The organism is Nocardia sp. NPDC051570, from assembly GCF_044454005.1.
GTDB lineage: Bacteria > Actinomycetota > Actinomycetes > Mycobacteriales > Mycobacteriaceae > Nocardia.
This window is the reverse complement of record NZ_JBITDI010000017.1, coordinates 104,168-125,373: the sequence shown is the minus strand read 5'-3', so window position 1 is coordinate 125,373 and position 21,206 is coordinate 104,168. Positions and strand designations below refer to the sequence as shown.

23 protein-coding genes are annotated in these 21,206 nt (G+C 68.7%); 9 read left to right on the top strand and 14 right to left on the bottom strand.

All coding sequences use genetic code 11. The features are described 5' to 3' along the window. Positions 1-86: 86 nt before the first annotated feature. Positions 87-1,925 (bottom strand): translation elongation factor 4, encoded by a 1,839-nt coding sequence (gene lepA / locus ACIA76_RS33795; RefSeq protein WP_397157779.1) that lies wholly within the window; start codon positions 1,923-1,925, stop codon positions 87-89. Between the two features lie 233 nt (positions 1,926-2,158). On the opposite strand from lepA, the gene ACIA76_RS33790 reads away from it, so the two are divergent. Together ACIA76_RS33790 and rpsT are read left to right on the top strand one after the other, a co-directional pair. Then, positions 2,159-2,698, top strand: coding sequence for a type II toxin-antitoxin system PemK/MazF family toxin (locus ACIA76_RS33790; protein WP_397157778.1), 540 nt, complete (start codon positions 2,159-2,161; stop codon positions 2,696-2,698). 203 nt (positions 2,699-2,901) lie between these two features. Next, on the top strand, positions 2,902-3,165 hold the full coding sequence (gene rpsT / locus ACIA76_RS33785) for a 30S ribosomal protein S20 (protein ID WP_397157776.1): 264 nt from the start codon (positions 2,902-2,904) through the stop codon (positions 3,163-3,165). A gap of 78 nt (positions 3,166-3,243) precedes the next feature. On the opposite strand, the gene ACIA76_RS33780 is transcribed toward rpsT, so the two are convergent. Together ACIA76_RS33780 and holA are read right to left on the bottom strand one after the other, a co-directional pair. Beyond that, entirely contained in the window at positions 3,244-3,714 is a 471-nt protein-coding gene (locus ACIA76_RS33780) for a hypothetical protein (RefSeq protein WP_397157774.1), read from the bottom strand. A 100-nt stretch (positions 3,715-3,814) separates the two neighbouring features. After that, positions 3,815-4,789, bottom strand: coding sequence for a DNA polymerase III subunit delta (gene holA / locus ACIA76_RS33775; RefSeq protein WP_397157772.1), 975 nt, complete (start codon positions 4,787-4,789; stop codon positions 3,815-3,817). A 153-nt stretch (positions 4,790-4,942) separates the two neighbouring features. Between holA and ACIA76_RS33770 the strand changes: the two genes are divergently transcribed. The 4 genes from ACIA76_RS33770 to ACIA76_RS33755 all read left to right on the top strand — a co-directional run bounded on the left by ACIA76_RS33770 (position 4,943) and on the right by ACIA76_RS33755 (position 8,263). Continuing rightward, positions 4,943-5,935 carry an NAD-dependent epimerase/dehydratase family protein gene (locus ACIA76_RS33770; RefSeq protein ID WP_397157770.1) on the top strand — a complete coding sequence of 331 codons (993 nt, stop codon included), beginning with the start codon at positions 4,943-4,945 and terminating at the stop codon, positions 5,933-5,935. A gap of 278 nt (positions 5,936-6,213) precedes the next feature. Continuing rightward, a complete protein-coding gene (locus ACIA76_RS33765) occupies positions 6,214-6,882 on the top strand; it encodes a TNT domain-containing protein (RefSeq protein WP_397157768.1) in 669 nt (222 codons plus the stop codon). Then, a complete protein-coding gene (locus ACIA76_RS33760; RefSeq protein WP_397157766.1) occupies positions 6,883-7,134 on the top strand; it encodes a hypothetical protein in 252 nt (83 codons plus the stop codon). Positions 7,135-7,183: 49 nt separating this feature from the next. Next, positions 7,184-8,263: a P1 family peptidase gene (locus ACIA76_RS33755; protein ID WP_397157764.1), complete on the top strand. Its 1,080-nt coding sequence runs from the start codon at positions 7,184-7,186 to the stop codon at positions 8,261-8,263. Between the two features lie 47 nt (positions 8,264-8,310). On the opposite strand, the gene ACIA76_RS33750 is transcribed toward ACIA76_RS33755, so the two are convergent. Then, on the bottom strand, positions 8,311-8,808 hold the full coding sequence (locus ACIA76_RS33750; RefSeq protein WP_397157763.1) for a hypothetical protein: 498 nt from the start codon (positions 8,806-8,808) through the stop codon (positions 8,311-8,313). 53 nt (positions 8,809-8,861) lie between these two features. Between ACIA76_RS33750 and ACIA76_RS33745 the strand changes: the two genes are divergently transcribed. Beyond that, positions 8,862-9,212: a hypothetical protein gene (locus ACIA76_RS33745; protein WP_397157761.1), complete on the top strand. Its 351-nt coding sequence runs from the start codon at positions 8,862-8,864 to the stop codon at positions 9,210-9,212. Between the two features lie 442 nt (positions 9,213-9,654). On the opposite strand, the gene ACIA76_RS33740 is transcribed toward ACIA76_RS33745, so the two are convergent. The 3 genes from ACIA76_RS33740 to ACIA76_RS33730 all read right to left on the bottom strand — a co-directional run bounded on the left by ACIA76_RS33740 (position 9,655) and on the right by ACIA76_RS33730 (position 13,029). Further along, positions 9,655-11,421 (bottom strand): ComEC/Rec2 family competence protein, encoded by a 1,767-nt coding sequence (locus ACIA76_RS33740; protein ID WP_397157759.1) that lies wholly within the window; start codon positions 11,419-11,421, stop codon positions 9,655-9,657. Next, the gene (locus ACIA76_RS33735; protein ID WP_397157757.1) at positions 11,418-12,338 is read right to left on the bottom strand and encodes a ComEA family DNA-binding protein; all 921 of its coding nucleotides are present in this window, start codon (positions 12,336-12,338) and stop codon (positions 11,418-11,420) included. The genes ACIA76_RS33740 and ACIA76_RS33735 overlap by 4 nt, the downstream gene beginning before the upstream one ends. Before the next feature lie 106 nt (positions 12,339-12,444). Then, positions 12,445-13,029, bottom strand: coding sequence for a winged helix-turn-helix transcriptional regulator (locus ACIA76_RS33730; protein ID WP_397157755.1), 585 nt, complete (start codon positions 13,027-13,029; stop codon positions 12,445-12,447). A 92-nt stretch (positions 13,030-13,121) separates the two neighbouring features. Here ACIA76_RS33730 and ACIA76_RS33725 point away from each other — a divergent pair, with 92 nt between their 5' ends. Then, positions 13,122-14,333 carry a pyridoxal phosphate-dependent aminotransferase gene (locus tag ACIA76_RS33725; RefSeq protein WP_397157753.1) on the top strand — a complete coding sequence of 404 codons (1,212 nt, stop codon included), beginning with the start codon at positions 13,122-13,124 and terminating at the stop codon, positions 14,331-14,333. 33 nt (positions 14,334-14,366) lie between these two features. Here ACIA76_RS33725 and ACIA76_RS33720 read toward each other — a convergent pair whose 3' ends face one another. Further along, entirely contained in the window at positions 14,367-14,996 is a 630-nt protein-coding gene (locus ACIA76_RS33720; RefSeq protein WP_397157751.1) for a TetR/AcrR family transcriptional regulator, read from the bottom strand. 65 nt (positions 14,997-15,061) lie between these two features. Here ACIA76_RS33720 and ACIA76_RS33715 point away from each other — a divergent pair, with 65 nt between their 5' ends. Further along, the gene (locus ACIA76_RS33715) at positions 15,062-15,898 is read left to right on the top strand and encodes an alpha/beta fold hydrolase (protein WP_397157749.1); all 837 of its coding nucleotides are present in this window, start codon (positions 15,062-15,064) and stop codon (positions 15,896-15,898) included. 1 nt (position 15,899) lies between these two features. Here ACIA76_RS33715 and ACIA76_RS33710 read toward each other — a convergent pair whose 3' ends face one another. From ACIA76_RS33710 to ACIA76_RS33685, 6 genes are all read right to left on the bottom strand, one after another. Beyond that, the gene (locus ACIA76_RS33710) at positions 15,900-16,745 is read right to left on the bottom strand and encodes a DegV family protein (RefSeq protein WP_397157747.1); all 846 of its coding nucleotides are present in this window, start codon (positions 16,743-16,745) and stop codon (positions 15,900-15,902) included. A gap of 18 nt (positions 16,746-16,763) precedes the next feature. Continuing rightward, the gene (gene octT, locus ACIA76_RS33705) at positions 16,764-17,525 is read right to left on the bottom strand and encodes a diglucosylglycerate octanoyltransferase (protein ID WP_397157898.1); all 762 of its coding nucleotides are present in this window, start codon (positions 17,523-17,525) and stop codon (positions 16,764-16,766) included. Between the two features lie 457 nt (positions 17,526-17,982). After that, a complete protein-coding gene (locus tag ACIA76_RS33700) occupies positions 17,983-18,609 on the bottom strand; it encodes a histidine phosphatase family protein (protein ID WP_397157896.1) in 627 nt (208 codons plus the stop codon). Between the two features lie 29 nt (positions 18,610-18,638). After that, positions 18,639-19,034, bottom strand: coding sequence for a ribosome silencing factor (gene rsfS / locus ACIA76_RS33695; RefSeq protein WP_397157745.1), 396 nt, complete (start codon positions 19,032-19,034; stop codon positions 18,639-18,641). After that, the gene (gene nadD / locus ACIA76_RS33690) at positions 19,031-19,672 is read right to left on the bottom strand and encodes a nicotinate-nucleotide adenylyltransferase (protein WP_397157743.1); all 642 of its coding nucleotides are present in this window, start codon (positions 19,670-19,672) and stop codon (positions 19,031-19,033) included. The genes rsfS and nadD overlap by 4 nt, the downstream gene beginning before the upstream one ends. Positions 19,673-19,738: 66 nt before the next feature. Then, complete coding sequence (locus ACIA76_RS33685) at positions 19,739-21,205, bottom strand: VWA domain-containing protein (protein ID WP_397157741.1); 1,467 nt, start codon at positions 21,203-21,205, stop codon at positions 19,739-19,741. Between the last annotated feature and the right edge of the window lies 1 nt (position 21,206).

The window sequence follows — 21,206 nt, the reverse complement described above, 5'->3', positions numbered from 1 at the left end:
ACGTTGTACAACCCTTACAGGACGCAAAACGTTACGGAAGACCCGAGATCGACGGGCATCCCGGACCGGTCACCTGCTCAGATTGCCTACTTCCCCTTCGGCTTATCCGACTCGGTCGACAGCGCGGCCACGAAGGCCTCCTGCGGCACCTCGACGCGGCCGATGGTCTTCATCCGCTTCTTACCTTCCTTCTGCTTCTCCAGCAGTTTGCGCTTACGGCTGATGTCACCGCCATAGCACTTGGCGAGCACATCCTTGCGGATCGCGCGAATGTTCTCGCGGGCAATGACCTTCGAGCCGATGGCCGCCTGGATCGGCACCTCGAATTGCTGGCGCGGGATGAGCTCGCGCAGCTTCTCGGTCATCCGGCGTCCGTAGGCCTGCGCGGCGTCGCGGTGCACGATCGCGGAGAACGCGTCGACGGCCTCGCCCTGCAGCAGGATGTCGACCTTGACCAGATCGGCCTCCTGCTCACCGGCCTCCTCGTAGTCGAGACTGGCGTAACCGCGGGTGCGCGACTTCAGCGAGTCGAAGAAGTCGAAGATGATCTCCGCCATCGGCAGCGTGTAGCGCATCTCCACGCGTGTCTCCGACAGATAGTCCATGCCGCCGAGTTCACCGCGCCGCGCCTGGCACAGCTCCATGATCGAGCCGATGTATTCGCTGGGCGAGATGATCGTGCATTTGACGATCGGTTCGAAGATCTTGCGCAGCTTGCCTTCCGGCCAGTACGAGGGGTTGGTGACGACATGTTCGGTGCCGTCCTCCATCTCCACCCGGTAGACCACGTTGGGCGCGGTGGAGATCAGATCCAGATCGAATTCGCGCTGCAGACGCTCGCGGGTGATCTCCATATGCAGCAGACCCAGGAAGCCGCAGCGGAAGCCGAAGCCCAGCGCCACGGACGTCTCCGGCACATAGGTCAGCGCCGCGTCGTTGAGCTGCAACTTGTCCAGCGCGTCGCGCAGATCCGGATAGTCCGAGCCGTCGACCGGATACAGGCCCGAGTACACCATCGGACGCGGTTCGCGATAGCCGGTCAGCGGATCGACCGCGCCGTTGCGGGCCGCGGTGACCGTGTCACCGACCTTCGACTGGCGCACATCCTTCACACCGGTGATGAGATAGCCGACCTCGCCGACGCCCAGACCCTGCGTGGGTTTCGGCTCCGGCGATACGATGCCGATCTCCAGCAGCTCATGGGTGGCGCCGGTGGACATCATCTTGATCTTCTCGCGCGGGGCGAGCTTGCCGTCGACCACACGCACATAGGTGACGACGCCGCGGTAGGTGTCGTAGACCGAGTCGAAGATCATCGCGCGGGCGGGCGCGTCGGCCTCGCCCTGCGGCGCGGGCACCTGCGCGATCACGGCGTTGAGCAGTTCGGGCACGCCCACACCGGTCTTGCCCGACACCCGCAGCACATCCTCGGGCTCACAGCCGACGATGTGGGCGAGCTCGGCGGCGTAGCGATCGGGATCCGCGGCGGGCAGGTCGATCTTGTTGAGCACCGGGATGACCGTCAGGTCCTTGTCCAGTGCCAGATAGAGATTCGCCAGCGTCTGCGCCTCGATACCTTGGGCCGCGTCGACCAGCAGGACCGCGCCCTCGCACGCCTCGAGCGCGCGGGAGACCTCGTAGGTGAAGTCCACGTGGCCCGGGGTGTCGATCAGGTGCAGCACATAGTCGGTGCCGTCCACGCTCCACGGCAGCCGCACATTCTGGGCCTTGATGGTGATACCGCGCTCACGCTCGATATCCATCCGGTCCAGGTACTGCGCGCGCATCTGCCGCTCCTCGACCACCCCGGTGAGTTGCAGCATGCGATCGGCCAGGGTCGACTTGCCGTGGTCGATATGCGCGATGATGCAGAAGTTCCGGATCCGGGACGGATCGGTGAACGTCGTATCCGCGAAGCTGGGCACTCCACTCCCTCACAGGTGCTCGATGGATTGTCGTCCATCGTCCCATGAACTTCGGACACGTCCGTCCACCGGTCCGGTGCCGCCCGATCCGGGTCCGGCGCGAACCCTCATCGGCGCGTGACCGAAATCACGAGTCGGCGCGCGGGGCGGCGAACAGCACAGCAGATCCGGCGCTCTCCCTTACCGATTGCGGGAGCGTGAGAACGTCCGGTTACGCCGTTATGCTCCGAATCATGGCCAGCACGTGGAGCTCTCTGGGCAAGCAGTTGGGGGCCATCGCCATGGAACAGGGGCCCAGGATCGTTCGGCAGCAGGCGCCACGGCTGGTGGAGCGGGCGCTGAGGCTGCGGCGGGCCGCGGTCGCGGTGCGGCCGGTCGCGTCGGTACCCGTGCCGACCCGTGACCGAGCCCGGCAGGTGGTCTACTGCCCGCATCTGGACGGGCGCGCCGATCCGGGTGAAATCGTGTGGACCTGGGTGCCTTTCGAGGAGGATCCGGCCAACGGCAAGGACCGCCCGGTGCTGGTGGTCGGGCGCGACCGCAAAACCCTGCTGGGGCTGATGCTCTCGTCCAACCCGCTGCGGTCCCGCGATCCGCACTGGATCGGAATCGGCTCGGGCCCTTGGGATTACGAGGGCAGGCCCAGCTGGGTCCGGCTCGACCGGGTACTCGACGTCCCCGAGGCGGGCATCCGACGCGAGGGCGCCATCCTTCCCCGCCGGACCTTCGACCTGGTCGCCCACCGGCTGTGCGCCGACTATCACTGGCACTGACCGACCGGATGTGCGGCGGGCGCGGGCGGCATGGAAGAATGGCCCGGCGACATGTTCATGTCCTCGACCGGGGCGATTTCACCCACGGCCGGGCTGGCTGGTAGTCTCGACCGTCGGCGCGGCGCTACTCCCCGAGTAGTGCGCCCACAGACTTCCAAGGCATGACACCGAACTGACGACGACAGAAACCAGAGGAAATACGCGTGGCCAACATCAAGTCCCAGATGAAGCGGATCCGCACCAACGAGGCGGCGCGTCAGCGCAACCAGTCGGTCAAGTCCGCGCTGCGGACCTCGATCCGCAAGTTCCGTGAGGCCGCCGCGTCCGGCGAGAAGGACAAGGCCGTGGAGCTGCTGCGGACCGCGGGCCGCGACCTGGACAAGGCCGCCTCCAAGGGCGTCATCCACGCCAACCAGGCCGCCAACAAGAAGTCGGCGCTCGCGCTGTCGCTGAACAAGCTGGGCTGAATCGCCCGACAGTAGGTAACGACGCCGCCGTGGCACAGGACGACCACGGCGGCTTTTGTCGTATCCGGCCGTCGAGCGCTACAGCGTGGCCGTGAGGTTACCGCTCCAGTCCCCGAAGGTATGCCCCTTCGACGAGCAGCTGAAGCTGCCGTGGAACCCCGACTCGCAGTGCGCCCCCGCGTAGTCGATATAGGGACCCCATTGCCCCTCACCGGTTTTGACATCGCTCAGCCGCGGATTGCCACCCGGCAACGTATGCGAGGGCCCGCCGAGGCCGGGATGGGCGGGCAGCCAGGGGATATCGATCACAACCTGTCCGACTGGAAACGGCACCGGGATGTACGCGTCGCCCCTCGTCACATACGACATCCGCTGCGGGACAGCGTAATCACAGCCGAGGCTGCCATCGCTGGCGATCGAACAGTTGGTGCTCCCCGCAGCGAAGTACACCGTGCCACCGCTCTCCGCCTGCGCGGTCGCAGCGAAAAGAACCGGAGCGAACGCGGCCGCGGCCAATGCGCCCGCCGCACGCGCGGCAACTGCTTTCATGACCCCTCCTGAATATCGATAGTCGCTGTCGAACTCGATCGATAGTTCATTCGGCGCCATCCCCACCCGTGTTTCGCCCCCGAAGTAGGGGGTGGGGCGGTCAGTGCTGGGCGGCGTGGAGGTCGAGGATGCGGGACAGGGCGTGTTCGAGGGCGTAGTCGGCGTTTGCCGCGCCGCCTTTGACGTCGGAGTTGAGGCCGGCTACCACCTGCAGGGCGGTGCCGATGGTGGCGGCGGTCCAGCCGCGGGCCTGGCCCTGTGCCTTCTTCACCTTCCAGGGGGGCATGCCCAGTTGGGAGGCGAGCTTGAAGGGGTCGCCGCGGCCGGCCGAGCCGACGCGGGCGATGGTGTGGACCGAATCGGCCAGGGCGTCGGCGAGCAGGACCGCGGGCACGCCGCGATCGGTGGCCCAGCGCAGCGCCTCCATCGCGCCCGGGCGGTCGCCGGAGACGGCCAGCTCGGCCACGTCGAAGCCGCTGACCTCGGCCTTGCCGGAGTAGTAGCGCCGCACGGCGGCCACGTCGATCTTGCCGCCGGTATCGGCCGCCAATTGTGAACAGGCCGCCGCCAATTCCCGCAGCTCAGAGCCGATGGCCTCGATCATCGCCTGCACGACCTCGCCGCCCACCCGCAGGCCCGCCGCACGGAATTCGTTGCGCACGAATTCGATTCGCTCGCCGGCCTTGGTGAGTTTGGCGCAGTCGTGCACCACCGCGCCGACCTTCTGCAGCGCGGGGACCAGCGCCTTGGCGCGGCCGCCGCCGGAATGCAGGATGATCAGGACCACACCCTCGGGCGGATCGGTGACGGCCTCGGTGATGACCGCGACCGCGTCCTTCCCGGCCTCGGCGGCCGATTCGAGCACGATCACCCGGTCCTCGGCGAACAGCGACGGGCTGAGCAGTTCGGCCAGTTCGGGGGTGGTCGCATCGCCGGCGCGCAGCCGGTCGACCGGGAGCGAATCCGGATCCGGCGCGCCCGAACGAGCCTGGGCGACGATCGAGGCGATCGCACGCTCGACGAGCAGCTCCTCCTCGCCGAGCACGAGGTGTACGGGTGCGGGACGTTCGGTCACGGCGTCGATCCTACGGGGCGGCACCGACAACTCCGGGGCGGGGAACTCCCGCGATATGGAGCGTGCCCGGCCCGATCGCCGAGGGCATCGAAACCCCTTTCACCGAAAGCGAATTCGCCGCCGCCACGGGCCGATCATCGTCACCATGAGGCCATGCGAATTCTCGTTCTGGGCGGCACCTCGTTCCTGTCGCGATGGATCGTCCGCGACGCGGTGGCACGCGGGCACGACGTAATCTGCGCCGCCCGCGGCCGCTCCGGATCGGCGCCCGCGGGCGCCCGGCTGGTCGTCGTCGACCGGGACCGCCCCGATGCGCTCGAGGCACTGGCCGAACAGCGATTCGATGCGGTGGTGGATATCGCGAGGGCCGCCCTGGGTCGGGTCGTCGCCGCACTCGACGCGCTGGGCGATCGCACGCCGCATTGGACCTTCGTATCCAGCGTCAGCGCCTACGCCCACACCGAAGCGACGGGTCGATCCGTCGACGCGCCGCTGCGCGAAGCCATCTGGGACACCGCCCCCGATTCGTCGGCCGAACGCTACGGCGGCATCAAGGTCGCCTGCGAGATCTCCGTCCGCGAGCGGCTAGGCGACCGGGCCTTCATCGTTCGCCCGGGCCTCATCAGCGGACCCGACGACCGGACGGACCGTTTCGGATACTGGCCCGCCCGCTTCTGTCTCGGCGGCCGCGCGGTGGTCCCCGGCGTTGCGCGCCAACCCATTCAACACATCGACGTCCGCGATCTCGCCGCCTGGATCGTTTCGGCCGCCGAGACGGGTCTGACCGGAACCTACGACGCCGTCGGCCCCCGCACCGAACTCGATTCGGTGCTGCACGGGATCGCGGAACTCGTCGGTGCGCCCGATCTCGAGCTGGTACCGATCGACCCGCAGAACCTGGCCGCGGCGGGCGTGTCTCCCTGGGCCGGGCCGCGATCGCTGCCCCTGTGGCTACCCTCGGACCATGACGGTCTGGTCACCCACGATCCCCACCCCGCGGTCGCCGCCGGACTGCGAATCCGAGATTCGGCCGAGACCGTGCACGCCACACTCGAGGATGAACGCGCCCGCGGCCTGCATCGCCCCCGCGCGGCCGGGCTGTCCACCGAGGACGAGCGAGAGCTGCTGCACCGGTTCGGCCGCTGAGAGACCACACGCGACTGCGGAACATCAAGGCGCTGTTGCCATCTGCACCGGCAGCCGACTCCGCCGCACACAGCCGCGGAACATCAAGACACCGTCGCCACCTGAACCAGCAGCAGACTCCGCCGCACACGGCCGCGGAACATCAAGGCACCGTGGCCATCTGCACCGGCAGCGGATTCCGCTCGATCTCCGGACACGGCGCGCATCGGACCGATACCCTCTGGTGTGGGCGATCGTTGCCTTGGGCCGCAAGTACTTTCATGACTTTGGGGGTATTCGTGCGTTATCGATCTCTGCTCACCGCGATTCTCGCGTCCCTGCTTCTGCTGATCGGCCCGCCGCTCGCGGCGCAGGCGCAGCCGGAATCGGGCCAATCCCTGTGTCGCCCGGGAACTCCGGACAACGCGCCGCCGACAACCGGCTTCTACGACGCGAATCGGCAGTATCTCGGCCCCGATCCCCTGCCGCATACGCCGCCGGTCGGGCCATTGTTGTTCGGATATCAGCGATTCGGATACCTGTCGGCGGACGATTTCGTCGCCAAGTACCGCAACGACTCCGGTTGGATCTATCCGCCCGCCGACGGATTCGTGGTCGTCGCGGGCCATCCGCTGCGACAGCAGCAGGACCTGCGGCCCGGACAGCGCGTCGACCGATTCGGTTATGCCGGTGGGCGTTTCCTGGCGCCGTCCGGTGACCGCTTCGCGGCCCGGGCGCTCCCGCCGCAGAATCTGAACACGCCCCAGGACACACCGCAGAGCAACTATCACCTCTACTGTGTGCTGAAGCGATTCGCCGTCGACGCCGGGCCTATCGCGCCCTGGTTCGAGCAGCCCGGCGCCGGAACACAATTCGTCCTCATGCCCGCATATCTGCCCGACGCCGGATCGGCGCTGAGCGTCACCTGGCTACTGCAGAACGGATACCTCGTCGAAGAAAGGCCCTGAATGGACCGCCGGCAACTGACCGTCGCGTTGCTCGACGCCGGGCTCGCCCCGGAATCGTTCCAGATCGCCGGCATCCACACCCACGAACCCCTCCCCACCGACTTCTGGTTCCTCCGCCCCACCCCCGCCGGCTGGGAGGTGGGCGCATTCGAACGCGGCATCTACGAGGTCCGGGAACACTTCGATACCGAATCCGAGGCCACCGCATGGCTGTACCGGACCCTGACGGGTCACCCGCCGGTCAGCGGCTGATTCGGGTCGTCGCCTGGCGCGATCGGGCATTCGAGGGTGGGATATCGGTATGCGCGCACGTGAACTCGGCCTACCGCTGATCGGGACCACCGGACCGGATAACGCCATCACCGACGTCCCGGGCGTCGAGGTCGGCTACACCACGCTTGCTCATGGAGATTCGGTCCGTACCGGAGTGACCGCGATCCTGCCGCGGCCCCGCGCCCAGGTGCAGCTGCCGTGTGTCGCCGGATGGCATGCGCTCAACGGCAACGGCGAGATGACCGGCACCACCTGGCTCACCGAGACCGGGGCCCTGCGACTGCCGGTGATGATCACCAATACGCATGCGATCGGCCCGGTGCATCGCGGCGTGATCGACTGGACGGTGCGCGCCCATCCGGCGGTGGCGGCCGAATGGATGCTGCCGGTCGTCGCCGAAACCTATGACGGCTACCTCAACGACATCAACGGCCCCTGGATCCAGCCCGACCACGCGATCGCCGCGATCGAGGCGGCGGCACCGGGCCCGGTGGCCGAGGGCTCGGTCGGCGGCGGCACCGGGATGATCTGCTACGGCTTCAAGGGCGGTAGCGGCACCGCGTCGCGGACCGTGCCCTACGGCGAAACCACCTACACCGTCGGGGTTTTCGTGCAGGCCAACTTCGGGGCCCGCGACGAGCTGACCGTCTGCGGTATTCCGGTCGGATCGCAACTGCCCGCCGACGATCCGATCGCCGACCATCGCATCCCCTCGGGCGCCGGTTCGGTGATCGTGATCGTCGCCACCGACGCCCCGCTGCTGCCCGGCCAGTGCACCGCCTTGGCGCGCCGCGTGCCACTGGGCCTGGCCCGAACCGGGACGACGGGTTCGATCTTCTCCGGCGATATCTTCCTGGCCTTCTCCACCGCCGACCAGGGCACGCTCGCCACCGGATTCCCGGACGGCGAACCGGGTTACGAGCAGCTGCGGTTCATTCCATGGAACCGCATCAACCCGTTTCACAGCGCGGTCGTGCACGCGGTCGAGGAGGCGGTGCTCAATGCGCTGGTCGCCGGTCGCACCATGATCGGCCGCGACGGTCACCACGTCCCCGGCGTCCCGGTGGACCATCTCGTCGAGCTGGTCACCCGCTCGAGGCAGGCGTAGCGCGCGGCGGCATGGGTATCGATCAGTCGGCGTGACAGCTCCGCGACCTACGACTTCCCTTCCCGCAGTGCCGATTCGACGTCCTCGACTCGCGAAGACGGTATGCCCCAAGGGCGTTCGACGCCCACGCGGGTATCCAGATCCCACAGCACGCATTCCTCGTCCGGGCGGGCCATCATCGACCAGGCGACGACGGTTCGGTTGAGCTGGGTGGTCATGGGATCGCCGGTGCCGCCGCCGAATCCGTCGCCCTCGGGGAAGTGGTGCAGGAATCGGCCGTAGGCGGTGTCGCAGAAGTCGGCGTAGCGGTTGGTGCACAGGATCAGGCCGTGCCAGGCCTCGTCGACGGCGTGGGAGGGCATGCCGATGATCCGGTTGTCGCGCAGGGCCGCGCCGCAGCAGCGAAGCCATTGGCGTAGACCGGTTTCGACGAGTTCGCGCGGCTGCCATGGGCAGGTCTTGAACACCGCCTCCGGCAACCGCAGGGCGTCGACGGCGCGTTGCACCCGGTCCAGATCGACGCGGCGAGAGTGTCGGAACAGCACAGTGGCCAGTATGTCCGGTTGACGGACCGCCCGGCACACCGCATGCTCCTGGCATGGATGTCTTCGTGGTCCTGCTGGTGGTCCTCGCGTTGGGCGGGGTGGTGGTCGCCATGGGTCGCGCCGAGGCGTCGACGCGGAGTCGCCCGCGCCGGCCGCGCCGAGAAGGCTCACGCGGCACGGGCACCGATGCCGCGGCGAGCAGCGCAGGCTGGGCGGTGGCCGAGTCGGTCGACTGGACGCCGAACGACTCGTCGCATCACCACGACAGCGGCTCGAGTCACCACGGATCCCACCACAGTGGCTGCGGCGGTGGCCATCACAGCAGCAGTAGCAGTTGTGGTGGTGGCAGTAGCAGCAGTAGCTGCGGCGGAGGAAGTAGCTGCGGCGGCGGCAGCACCAGCTGAGGGACAACGCACCCAGCGCCGGTCACCGGAACTCGTGCACCACCTCGATCGGCCCGACCAGGTGAGCGGCCCGGCATGCAGCACCCGAATCGCGATGAGCGGGAACGCGTCGAACGCGAGCCAGGTACCGACCGCGCTCACCGCATACGCCGCCCACAACCACTCGAACTGCCGTCCCAGCGACCGCCCGACTCGCATATCCGCTCTGGCTCCGTCCGATTCACACAACCCCGGTATGGACCATCACATCGAAGGTGAGGATGCCCGCACTGTCAAACAACCGGCCGTCCGGTGTCAGCGCGGGAACTTGACGACGGCCACTGCGGTGACCTGCGCCGCCAAGCGGATTCGACCCCGGCCGCGCACATGCTGTCCGCCCTCTCCGAAACGCCTTACCGGCACGAGGTCTCGGCGCGGGCTCACCGTCGACCAGGTCCGCGCACTACTGCCCGCCGCGCTCGCGACCGTCCAGGAGATCGCGTCGGGTGCGGCCCAGGACGGTCCATGGGTCCGGGTACCGATTCGGGCCCGACAACCCGACCGAGTCCCCGGCGTACTCGCCGGGCCGGACCGCCGGTCCGTCCTCGAATACCCCGATGCGTTGCGGGATCGTGCCCGGCAACTCGTCGCGGGCACGGTCGTCGGCACGGCGTCGGGCCGGTGCGGAACCGGGCGGCGTCGTCGCACCGCCGGTGTCGCGGGTGAGCCGGGCGATACCGACGACGACCGCGACGAGCACCGCGGTGAGCAGGACTCCGACCACCCCGCTGGGCATCGGGAGCGAAATGTTCAGTGCCGCACCGTGTTCGGCGACAGTGAGTAGCCAGCTCAGGGGTGGCCCGGTCAGGCGCAACAGCAATACCGCGGCGGGCATCCAGACACAGGACAGGACCGCGGCGAGGGCGCCGAGGATGGTGACGGGCGCGACCACCGGTTCCGCCAGGACATTGGCCACGATCGCCAGGGGATTGACGTGGCCGGACAGGCCTACGATCACCGGCGCGGTCAGCAGGAAGGCGGCGACGGCGACCGACAACGCCTCGGCGACCACGCGCGGACAGCCGCGCTCGCGCAACCGGTGCGCCCAGTCCGGGGCCAGCAGGATCAGGGCGGCCGTGGCCAGTACCGACAGGGTGAAACCCGCATCGAGTGCCAGGCGCGGGGAGTAGGCGAGTAGTCCGATCGTCGCGGCGCACAGGGCGGGCAGCGCCTGTTTGCGACGACCGGTGACCAGCGCGCAGATCGCGATGGCGCCCATCGCGGCCGCGCGCAGGACGCTGGGTGAGGGCCGGGCGACGATCACGAACGCGAACAGGGCCAGCGCGGCCAGGGCCGCCGCGACTCGTATATCGAGAGTGCATGCCCGGGCCGAGATCAGCACGGCGGCAAGCACGATCGACACATTGGTTCCCGAGACGGCCAGCAGATGCGCCAGATCGGTCTCGGCGAAGTTCTCCTTCACGCGGTCGGACAGGGCGGATACGTCGCCCTCGACCATTCCGGGCAGCAGACCGGCCGCATCCGGTGGCAGCGCACGGGCGGAGGCATCGGCCAGGTGCGCGCGCACCGATCCGGCCGCGCGCTGCCACCACGGCGCGGCACCGATCGCGATCGGCGGACCCTGCGCGCGCAGCACGGCGACGGTGAGATCCCGGCGCCACGGGCGATCCATTCGGGCCCGGAACCGAACCGGCTGACCGGGCAGCAGCGTCGGCCAACCGTCCTCCGGCGCCATCACCAAGACCGTCCCGCCCACCCCCACCGATGTCTCGCCGCGCTGATATTCGCGCAGCTCCGCCCACAGCATCCACTGCCTGCCCCCGAACGGCCTGGCGCGCAGCGGTTTCGGATCATCGGAGGGTACGGCGACGAACGTCGCGGAGGAGCCCTGCGCCATCGAGCGCAGCGGATGGGTGTCGACGCGATACTCCTGCCAGGCCGCGGCCACCGCGAACCCCGCCCCGGCGAGAACCGCCGCCAACGATGCCGCGGCGACCACTCGCGCGGCACCGGGCATCCGCGACCTCGCCCGAATCAGCAGGCAGCCCAATCCGATTGCCACCACGGCGAGCAGACCGCCCAGGCTCAGGCCGATGCGCCATCCGCCCACGATCGCGACAATCGTTGCCGCCCAGCACAGCACGGCCGCCGGCAGCAGCCGCAGATCCATCGCCTGCGGTGTGACGATCGGCTCCATGGGGCGGTTCACAGCGTCACCAGCGGTCGCAGGCGAGCGGCGCGGGTCGGGCCGATACCCGCGACCTCGGCGAGCTGGTCGAGACTGGTGAAGCGGCCGTGGTCGGTGCGCCAGCTGAGGATGGCGCGGGCCATGGTGGGGCCGACGCCGGGGAGGGTATCCAGATCGGATTCCGTTGCGGTGTTGAGGTTCACCTTGGCCTGCCCGGTGGCGGCGGTCGACCGGCTCGCTGCCGTCGAACCCTGGCCCGCGGGGATGATCGCGCTGCCGAGCTGTGGCGGTCCGGAGACGGGTCCGTGAGCGCCGACGACGACCTGATCGCCGTCGCCGAGGCGCTGGGCGAGATTGAGGCTCGCGAGATCCGCTCCCTCCCTGGCGATGGCGACCGTGACGGCGTCGGCGACCCGCGCGCCGGGCGGCAGACGCAGCAGACCCGGATGTTCGACCAGGCCGACGACGCTCACCACCAACTCACTCGGGCGAGGACTCGGTGTGATCGGCACGCTCTCAACGGATTTCGCGCCGGTCGACACCGCCTCGACCGGCGGCTCGCTCGTCGGCCCGGCCGAGGTCGTCACCGCCGTGCTACGCCCGGCGGACAGCGGCGGAACCGCGTGCACCGCCGGTTGTTCCCGCTGCGCCGCCGCGGCCGCCAGCACCACCGCCGCCACGCCCACCGCGACGAGCACGATCAGCCCACGACGCCCGGGATCCCAACGCGTCCCGCGCAATCGCTCGGGCACGAGCCGCTCATGCCATACCGAGACACCGCCGGTGGGTTCGCTCAACCACTGCGGTGTCCGCGGGCCCTCGTCGTGACGGCCTTCGGACTCCTCGAATTCGTCGAAGTCCCATCGCCCGCCGCGGACCGCCCGTCCGCCGTCGAGCGCCCCCAATCGCTCCCGCACCCGCTCGTCATCTCGCGCCATACCAGCACGCTAGGCCCCGACCAGACCCTCATCCCGCCCTCGACCTGCGCCTACGGAATCTCTGTGGACAACCGATCGGCTGTGCACAACTCGCCGCCGGAAACCCTCAGGGCCAGCGCACTTCCGTGGTCGCGTCGCCGAGCGACAGCGCGCCCGTCGCGACGGCGGTCGCGGTCGGGAGGTCGAAGTGGAGTTCGGCGTCGGGGGCGGCGGCCGGGCCGTCGCGATGGGTGATTCCGCCGGGGTCCACGGTGACGTGGAAGACGGTGTCGCCGATGTGGACGGTGGCGGTGCCGGTGCCCAGCCGCTCGGCGATGAGCCTGCCCAGCGGCAGCGCGAACCAGTGCGGGCGGACCGCGTCGGTCGGGCGGCGATCGCCGAGAAGTGTTGTGCCCCAGTCCGACAGGGCCTCGAGGACGGGACGCAGGGCCGCACCAGCGGGGGTGAGTTCGTAGACCGCGGTGGAGGCGCGGGGGCCGACCCGCTGGCGGGTCAGGATGCCGTCGCGCTCGAGATCCTTGAGCCGGGCGGCGAGGATATCGGTGCTGATACCGGGGAGGTCGGCGAACAGGTCGCTGTAACGGCGTGGGCCCGAACACAATTCGCGGACCACCAGCAGGCTCCAGCGGTCCCCGACGACGTCGAGGGCGCGGCTCGCGGCGCAGTAATGGTCGTAGCTTCGGCGTGGCACGCACCCACTGTAGCGGTCCACTTGGAAATTCCAAGTGCAAACTTGGAGATTCCAAGTAGAGTGTGCGGCAACCGCACCGAGAAGGGATGTTCATGCAGCTCAAGCAGTCGAGCAAGCTGGCGGGCGTGTCCTACGAGATCCGTGGGCCGGTGGCCGAACACGCCGCACGGCTGGAGGCTGAGGGCCACCACGTGGTGAAACTCAACACCGGCAGCCCGGCCCTGTTCGGTTTCGAGGCGCCCGCGGAGATCCTGCAGGACATCGTCCGCAATCTGCCGAACTCGAGCGGCTACTGCACCTCCAAGGGCCTGCTGTCGGCGCGGCGCGCGGTCGTGCAGTACTACCAGACCCTCGGTGTGCACGAGGTCGACGTCGAGGACGTCTTCCTCGGCAACGGCGTGTCCGAGCTGATCATGATGGCGATGACGGCGCTGCTGGAGAACGGCGACGAAGTCCTTGTTCCCGCACCGGATTTCCCGCTGTGGACCGCCTCGACCACGCTCAACGGCGGCCGTCCCGTGCACTATCTGTGCGACGAGGCCTCCGACTGGTATCCGGATTTCGCCGATCTCGAGGCCAAGATCACCGACCGCACCCGCGCGCTGGTCATCATCAATCCGAACAACCCCACCGGCGCGGTCTATCCGCCGGAGGTCCTGCGTCGGCTCCTCGAGATCGCCCGGCGGCACAGCCTGATCGTGTTCTCCGACGAGATCTACGACAAGATCCGCTACGACGATTCCCCGCATACCGCGACCGCCTCACTGGCCCCCGATCTGCTCTGTCTGACGTTCTCCGGCCTCTCGAAGTCCTACCGCTGCGCGGGATTCCGGTCCGGCTGGCTGGTGGTGTCGGGCCCGACCCACCATGCGGAGAGTTATCTGGAGGGCCTGACCATGCTCGCCGGGCTGCGCCTGTGCGCGAATGTGCCCGCGCAGCAGGCGATTCAGGCCGCACTCGGCGGACATCAGAGCATCCAGGACCTCATCCTGCCCGGCGGCAGGCTGCGCGATCAGAGCGAACGGGCCTGGGAGGCACTCAATTCCATCCCCGGCGTCTCGTGCGTGAAACCCAAGGGCGCCCTCTACGCGTTCCCGAGGATCGACCCGCAGATGTACCCGATCCACAACGATGAGCAATTCGTCCTGGACCTGCTGCTGCAGGAGAAGATCCACATCGTGCAGGGCACCGGATTCAATTGGCCACACCCCGACCACTTCCGCATCCTCACCCTGCCACATGCCGACGACCTGGAGGCGATCATCGAACGCATCGGCCGCTTCCTGACCTCCTATCGGCAGTGATCATGCGGGTCGTGTGCGAGGAGATCCTCCGGTTCACTGTGCGGCGCAAGCCTTCTCACCCGGCATCGGGGACTGTCCCCGACTGCGATCCCCCGCGACGAACGCTTCCGTGCGCGCGGCCATGGCCCGCCCCGCGGCGAGCAGCGGTTCGGTGGAACGCAGCGTGCGGCTGAGGATGAACGCGCCCTCGAGGGCGGCCAGGATGGCGAGGATCAGCTCCCGGGACTCGGGCTCGGTAAGGCCGCGGTCGACGAAATACGTTGTGCCCTGGTCGATCCAGGAGCCGATCACCTCGGCGGCGACCTCGCGTAGCGCGGGCTCGCTGTCGGCGATCTCGCCCGCGACGGTGCCGACCGGGCACATGTTGATCCAGCCGCTCTGCTCGATGGTCTCCGCGGCCGCGGTGAACGCGCCGAGCACCGCCTCGCGCAGATCCTCGTGCGGATCCATGAGCAGCGGCAGCAGCTGGATATACGCCGCGCCCGAGGTGCGCAGCGCCGCTGCGGCGATCTCGGGTTTGCCGCCCGGGAAGTGGTGATAGAGCGAGCCCATGGGCGCCCGCGAGGCGGTGGTGATCTGTTTGACGGTGACGGCACTGTAGCCGTGGCCGCGCATGAGCTCGCCGACGGCGGTCACCAGGCGATCCCGGGTGCTGGTTGACATCTTCTCGACCACCCCCTCAGACTAGAGCAAAAGCTCTAGAGCGTTTGCTCTACTGGGAGGCACTGATGCCGGTCGTCGATATATCCGCAGGTCGAATCCACTATTCGGAGCGCGGCAGCGGACCGCCCGTGGTCCTGCTGCACGGACTCCTGATGAATCACACGCTGTGGGACCCGGTGCTCGACCGGCTCCCGGACGGTTTCCGCTACGTCCTGCCGGATCTGCCGCTCGGCGCGCATCCCGAACCGCTGCGGCCGGGCACGGATCTGAGCATGCACGGTATGAACCGGCTCATCGCCGATTTCCTCGCCGCACTCGATCTTCGGGAGGTGACGCTGGTCCACACCGATTGGGGCGGCGGGCTGTTCCTCACCGCGTACGGCCTGGACGACCGTGTCGGGCGGCTGATCGTGTTGCCCTGCGAGGCATTCGGCAACTTCCCGCCCAGGCTGCCCGGCAAGATGGCCACCCTCGCCTCCTACCTGCCCGGCGGAGTGATCCTGGCGCTCAGGCAATTACGCATCGGATGGCTGCGCCGGTCGCCGCTGCTGTTCGGCTGGATGGCGCGCCGGCCGCTCCCGGACGAATTGGTGCACGGCTGGACCGAGCCCGGCCTGCGCGACAAGGGGATTCGCCGAGATCTGCTCGCCTACACCCGCTCCGGATTCCCCACACGCGAACTCATCGCCAATACCGAAGCACTGCACGACTTCTCGGGCGACACCCTCATCCTGTGGTCGTCGGCGGGTAAGGTCATGCCCCGCGCGCACGGCCGCCGCCTGGCTGAGCTGATCCCCCACGCCCGGCTCGTCGAGATCGATGACGCCTATGTCCTGTCCATGCTCGACCGGCCCGATGCCGTCGCGGCCGCGATGTCGGACTTCCTCACCGGCAGCCGGTGAGTCACGTCCCGCAGCCGCCCGGCATCACCAGCACCCCGACCGCGCCCGGCCCGAGATGGACGGCGAGGGTGGGCCCGAATTCGGTGGCGATCAGTTCGTGGATGCCGGGGATGAGCTCGGCGAGCTGATCGGTGAGGAGGGCGGCGGCCTCCGGGGCGCCCAGATGCTGGACGGCCAATGCGGCACCGTCCTCACCCGCGGCGTCCACGGCCGCGGCGATCAGTTTGGCGAAGGCCTTGGACCGCGTCCGGGCCTTCTCGCGCAATTCCAGTCGGCCGTCGACCATTTGGAGGATGGGCTTGGTGACCAGCTCGCTGCCGAAGAAGGCCGCGGCGCTGCTCAGACGCCCGCCGCGGCGCAGCTGTTCGGTGCGATTGACGACGATGAACGCGCGGCCGCGGGCGGCGGCCGCGACGGCGGTGTCGTAGACGATATCCAGCGCCGCGCCGGAGGCGGCCCGGCGGGCGGCGGCCAGCGCGGGCAGGCCGGTGCCGAGTCCGGCGCTGAGCGAATCCACCAATCGGACCCGGCCGGTGGCGTCCATATCGCGGATCGCCTGGCGTCCGGCCTCCCAGGTGGCCGACAGCTGCCGCGAAATGTGCACGGCCACAACGCCGTCACTGCCACTGCGCTCCAGCGCCCGCTCATAGGCCGCGCGCAGTTCGCCCGGCGAGGCGGCCGAGGTCGTCACCGTGGCCGAGGCATAGTCGATATCGCAGGTATCGACGCCCTCGCGTAACGCGCGATCGTCCACCAGCACATGCAGCGGCACCACATCGATGCCCAGCTCCTCGGCCAGGCCGGTGGGCAGGCTCGCGGAGGAATCGGTCACGACCACGACGGCCATCCGCTACCGCACCATCATTCAGGCACCGCCGCGCACCTCCGAGAGCACCTTCACCATGGATCGCGCGACCGCCGCGTGACTCTCCCAGCCCCAATGGATTCCGTCCGGATTGGCCTCGCCGGAGAAGATGTTGTCGCGCACGGCATCGCCCAGATCCACCAGCGGGACACCGGTCTTCGCCGACCATTCCCGCAACGCTCGCACCGCGGGTTCGCGACCGGCATGGACGCGCCCATACGCGTCACAGTTGTGCACCGAGGGCAGTACGGCCACGACCGGCAGCTCGGGCCGCAACTGCACCAAGGCGTTTCGGGACTGCTCCAGATACTCGATACTCAGCCGCGGCGGCAGCGCCACCGGGCGGCCCAGCTTGGACAGTCGCGGCTGCAGCCATTGATAGCCCGCGCGCACCTGTCTGCGCACGAGCGGCGGCCGCAGGTAGCGGATCAGCTCGCGCAGCGCGGTGGGCAGCGGCGACGGCAGCGAATCCATGCCACCGGTGGCGAACACCACCGCCGCGGCGCGCGGCACCGCGGCCCATACCCGCGGGTCACCGATCAGCGCCCAGTAGGCGTCGCGGCAGGTCCAGCCGATCCGGCCGACCAGCTCGACATCCCAATCCAGCTCGGCCGCAACCAGATTCGGCCAGATCCGCGGATCGTCGGCGGGCAGCCCGCCTTGGGGTCCGAAGTAGGACAGCGAATCGGCGATCACCAGCAGCACCGGCCGCTCGGGATCGCCTGTCGCCGTGAGGTTCTCGGCCGACTCGGAGGAAGGCACGCCCTGCGACCCCGCGACTTCCACCGCGTGATCGCCACCATCGGGCGTGCTCGAATCTCCGGCCCCGGAGGTACCCGCCTGATCCCCCGGTGGTCCGGTCGATCCCCCGTCACCGCCCGGATCATCGCCATGCTCGCCGCCCGAATTCGCCTGCGGTGCCGGAGCTTCGGGCGCGGGCCCGCCAAACAGCACATCCGGCAGGCGCCCGTCGGAGGCCCTGCGGTCCTGGGCATCATTCGCCTGCGGCGCGGGAGCTTCGGGCGCCGGCCCGCCGAACAGCACATCCGGCAGGCGCCCGTCGGAGGCCCCACGATCGGGAACATCATCGGAGCTAGCCTGCCGCACAGCCGAATCCGGCGCGGGGCCACCGAACAGCGCGTCCGGCAGATGCCGGACGGGACCCTCCGATGCCTTGCGCAGCAATTCGTCGGAGATCTCCCGCTCGGAGGGGGACTTATCAGAGGACATCAGGTGCTACCTTTGCAGCCGCGTTCCACACATCCAGCCGCCAGCCGGGCTGCTCGATGCTCGGACCGTGGCTGCTGAGCTGCACCCAGCTGGTGTTGGCCAACCCACCCAGCACCGGCCAGTTCTTCTCCGGTAGATCCAGCAGAGCCGCGGTCAGTGCCGCAATCAACCCGCCGTGCGCGACCAGGATGATGGTACGGCCCGGCCAGTCGGCGCGCTCGGCGAACAACTCGCGCACCACCGGCAGCGCCCGGGTCCCCACCTCGAGCTTGTTCTCCCCGCCGGGCGGGGTGAAGGTGGGATCCAGCCGCCACTGCTGCCGCGCGCCCGGATACCGGGCGTCCACCTCCAGATGTGTCAGACCCTCCCACGCCCCCAGGCTGGTCTCCCGCAACCGCGAGTCGAGCACCACATCGTGGGCGGTGTGATCGGCCAGCGCCACCGCGGTGTCGTAGGCGCGGCGCAGATCCGAGGAGACAATCGCGATGGCCTCATGCGAAACCAGTTCGCGCGCAGCGTCCTTGGCCTGACGTCGGCCGAGTTCGCTGAGGTCGGTGTCCGTCTGGCCCTGCATCCGGTCGACCGCGTTCCATTCGGTCTGACCGTGCCGCAGCATGACCAGGCGGCGCACACCGGCGTGCCTGCTCACTCGATATCTCCGGCGCCCTCTACCCGTGGATCGCCCAGACCCGGTACCGGAACCTGCGGGCAGTCCTTCCAAAGCCGTTCCAGCGCATAGAAGTTGCGCTCATCGTTGTGCTGGACGTGGACCACCACCTCGACGTAGTCGAGCAGTACCCAGCGTCCCTCGCGGGTGCCCTCGCGCCGCACCGGCTTGTGCCCGGCCAGCCGAAGCCTCTCCTCGATGTTGTCGACGATCGCGCTGACCTGCCGCTCATTCGGCGCGGAGGCGATCACGAAGCAGTCGGTGATCACCAACTGCTCGGAGACGTCGAGCACCACCACGTCGGATGCCAGCTTCTCGTCGGCCGCGCGCGCTGCTGCCTGCGCGATATCAACCGCTTCGGCGGATGCAGTCATCCAGTTACCTTCCCGTTCCCATTCGACACATACAGGTGCCGCTTCGATATGTACTGCACGACGCCGTCCGGAACGAGGTACCACACCGGCCGGCCCTCGGCGGCTCGGCGGCGACATTCGCTCGACGAGATCGCCAGGGCCGGGATCTCGATGACGGTCACGGCATCGGCCGGGCTGTCACGCAGATGCTCCGCGAGATGGTCGATGTTCAGTTCGTAACCCGGACGGCTCACGCCGACGAACTTCGCCAGCTCGAACAGCTCCGCCCAATCCTGCCATGTGAGGATGCTGGACAACGCGTCCGCTCCGGTGATGAAGTACAGATCGGCGTCGGAATACAGTTCCTGCAGGTCACGCAGGGTGTCGACGGTGTAGGTCTCCTTATCGCGGTCGATATCGACCCGGCTCACCGAGAAGCTCGGATTGGACGCGGTCGCGATGACCGTCATCAGATACCGGTCCTCGGCGGCGCTGACCTTCTTCCCGGACTTCTGCCAGGGGTCCCCGGTCGGTACGAAGATCACCTCGTCGAGGTCGAACCGATTGGCGACCTCGCTGGCGGCAATCAGATGCCCGTGATGGATGGGGTCGAAGGTGCCGCCCATCACGCCCAGTTTGCGCCGACCTGTCTGTTGCACAACCGCCGAGCTTAGCGAGCGGTACGCGGTGTCGGGATCGCGGCCCGCCGACCCCGCGCCGCGTCGCTACACCGGCAGCAATCGGCTCACGACGGCGGTCAGCTGGCGCGCCGAGCGACATTCGTGCATCTCGACGATCTCGGCGTAGCGGCGGGCGGCCGAATCGCCGGTGCCCCACATCTTTTCGGATTCCGGATTGAGCCAGTACGCGTGTTTGGCCACCCCGGCCAGCTCCCGCAGGGTGTCCAGCGCCGGATCGCGATAGTTGGTGCGGGCGTCACCGAGTACGAGCAGCGAGGTCCGGCTGGACACCGCCTCGGCGAAGTTCTCGGCGAAGACCCGCAGCGCCGCACCGTAATCGGAATGGCCCTCGAGGCCGACCACCTTGGTCTCGGTGAAGATGCGCCGGGTCACCTGATCCAGCGGGGTGATCTGATCGAAGATGTGGGTGACCTCGTCGACCCGATCCACGAACGCGAAGATCCGCACCCGGGAGAACTGTTCGCGCAGCGAGTTCACCAGCATCATGGTGAAACTGGAGAAGCCCGCCACCGAGCCCGAGATATCGCACAGCAGCACCAGATCCGGCCGGGTGGGCCGGGGCTTGCGGGCGGCCAGCGTGATCGGCACGCCGCCGGTGGACATGGATTTGCGCAGCGTCTTGCGCAGATCGATCTCACCGCGGCGCGCGCGGCGGCGGCGCGCGGCCAGCCGGGCGGCGAGCACGCGGGCCAGGCGCTGGCCGCTGCGGCGCAATTCGGCCAGTTCGTTCTCCGAGATGCGCAGGAAATCGGCATCCTCGGCCTGGCGCTGCACGCCGTAGGTCGCGACGCGCTCGCGGCCGATGCGCTCGGCGACGCGGCGGCGGGTCTCGGCCTCGACGGTGCTGCGGAAATCGCGGATGCGCTGGCGCGCGGCGCGGCGGGCGACCTCGTTGTCGAAGGCTGAGTTGTCTTGTCCCGCGGCCAATCCCGCGAGCAGCTTGCTGACGAGCAGTTCGGGCTGCAGATCCTTGAGGGTCTGATACGCCGAGAACGACGGACCGTTGGCGGACCGGTACTGGCCCATCTGCTCGACCATCTGCGCCGCGAGCTGCTGCAACTCGCGGGTCCGCTCCCCCGACGGATCCGCGGCCAGCAACTGCGCCACCATCTTGCGCAGCTCGATGATGTCCACCTCGCCGTCGGGCCTGCGCGGGATCTCGACCTCGTGCGCGTCGGCCCGCTCGCCCAGCGCGGGCGGGAACCACAGATCGAACAGCCCGTCGAAGGTGGCGCGCTGAGTGGTGCGGCGCAGCAGCGCACAGGCCAGACCCTCGCGCAGCATCTCGCGATCCATCAGATCCAGGACGGTGAGAACCTGTCCGGCGTCGACGGTTTCGGAGGGCCCGACCGCGATTCCCCTGGCGCGCAAGGCTTCCACGAAGCCGACCAGATGGCCCGGAAATCCGTGCGGCGCAAGCGGTTCCGGTTCGTTCTCTTTTCCGCGCAGCGCCGCGGAGACCACTGTGCGGGCGGCGCTGCGCTTGGTCATC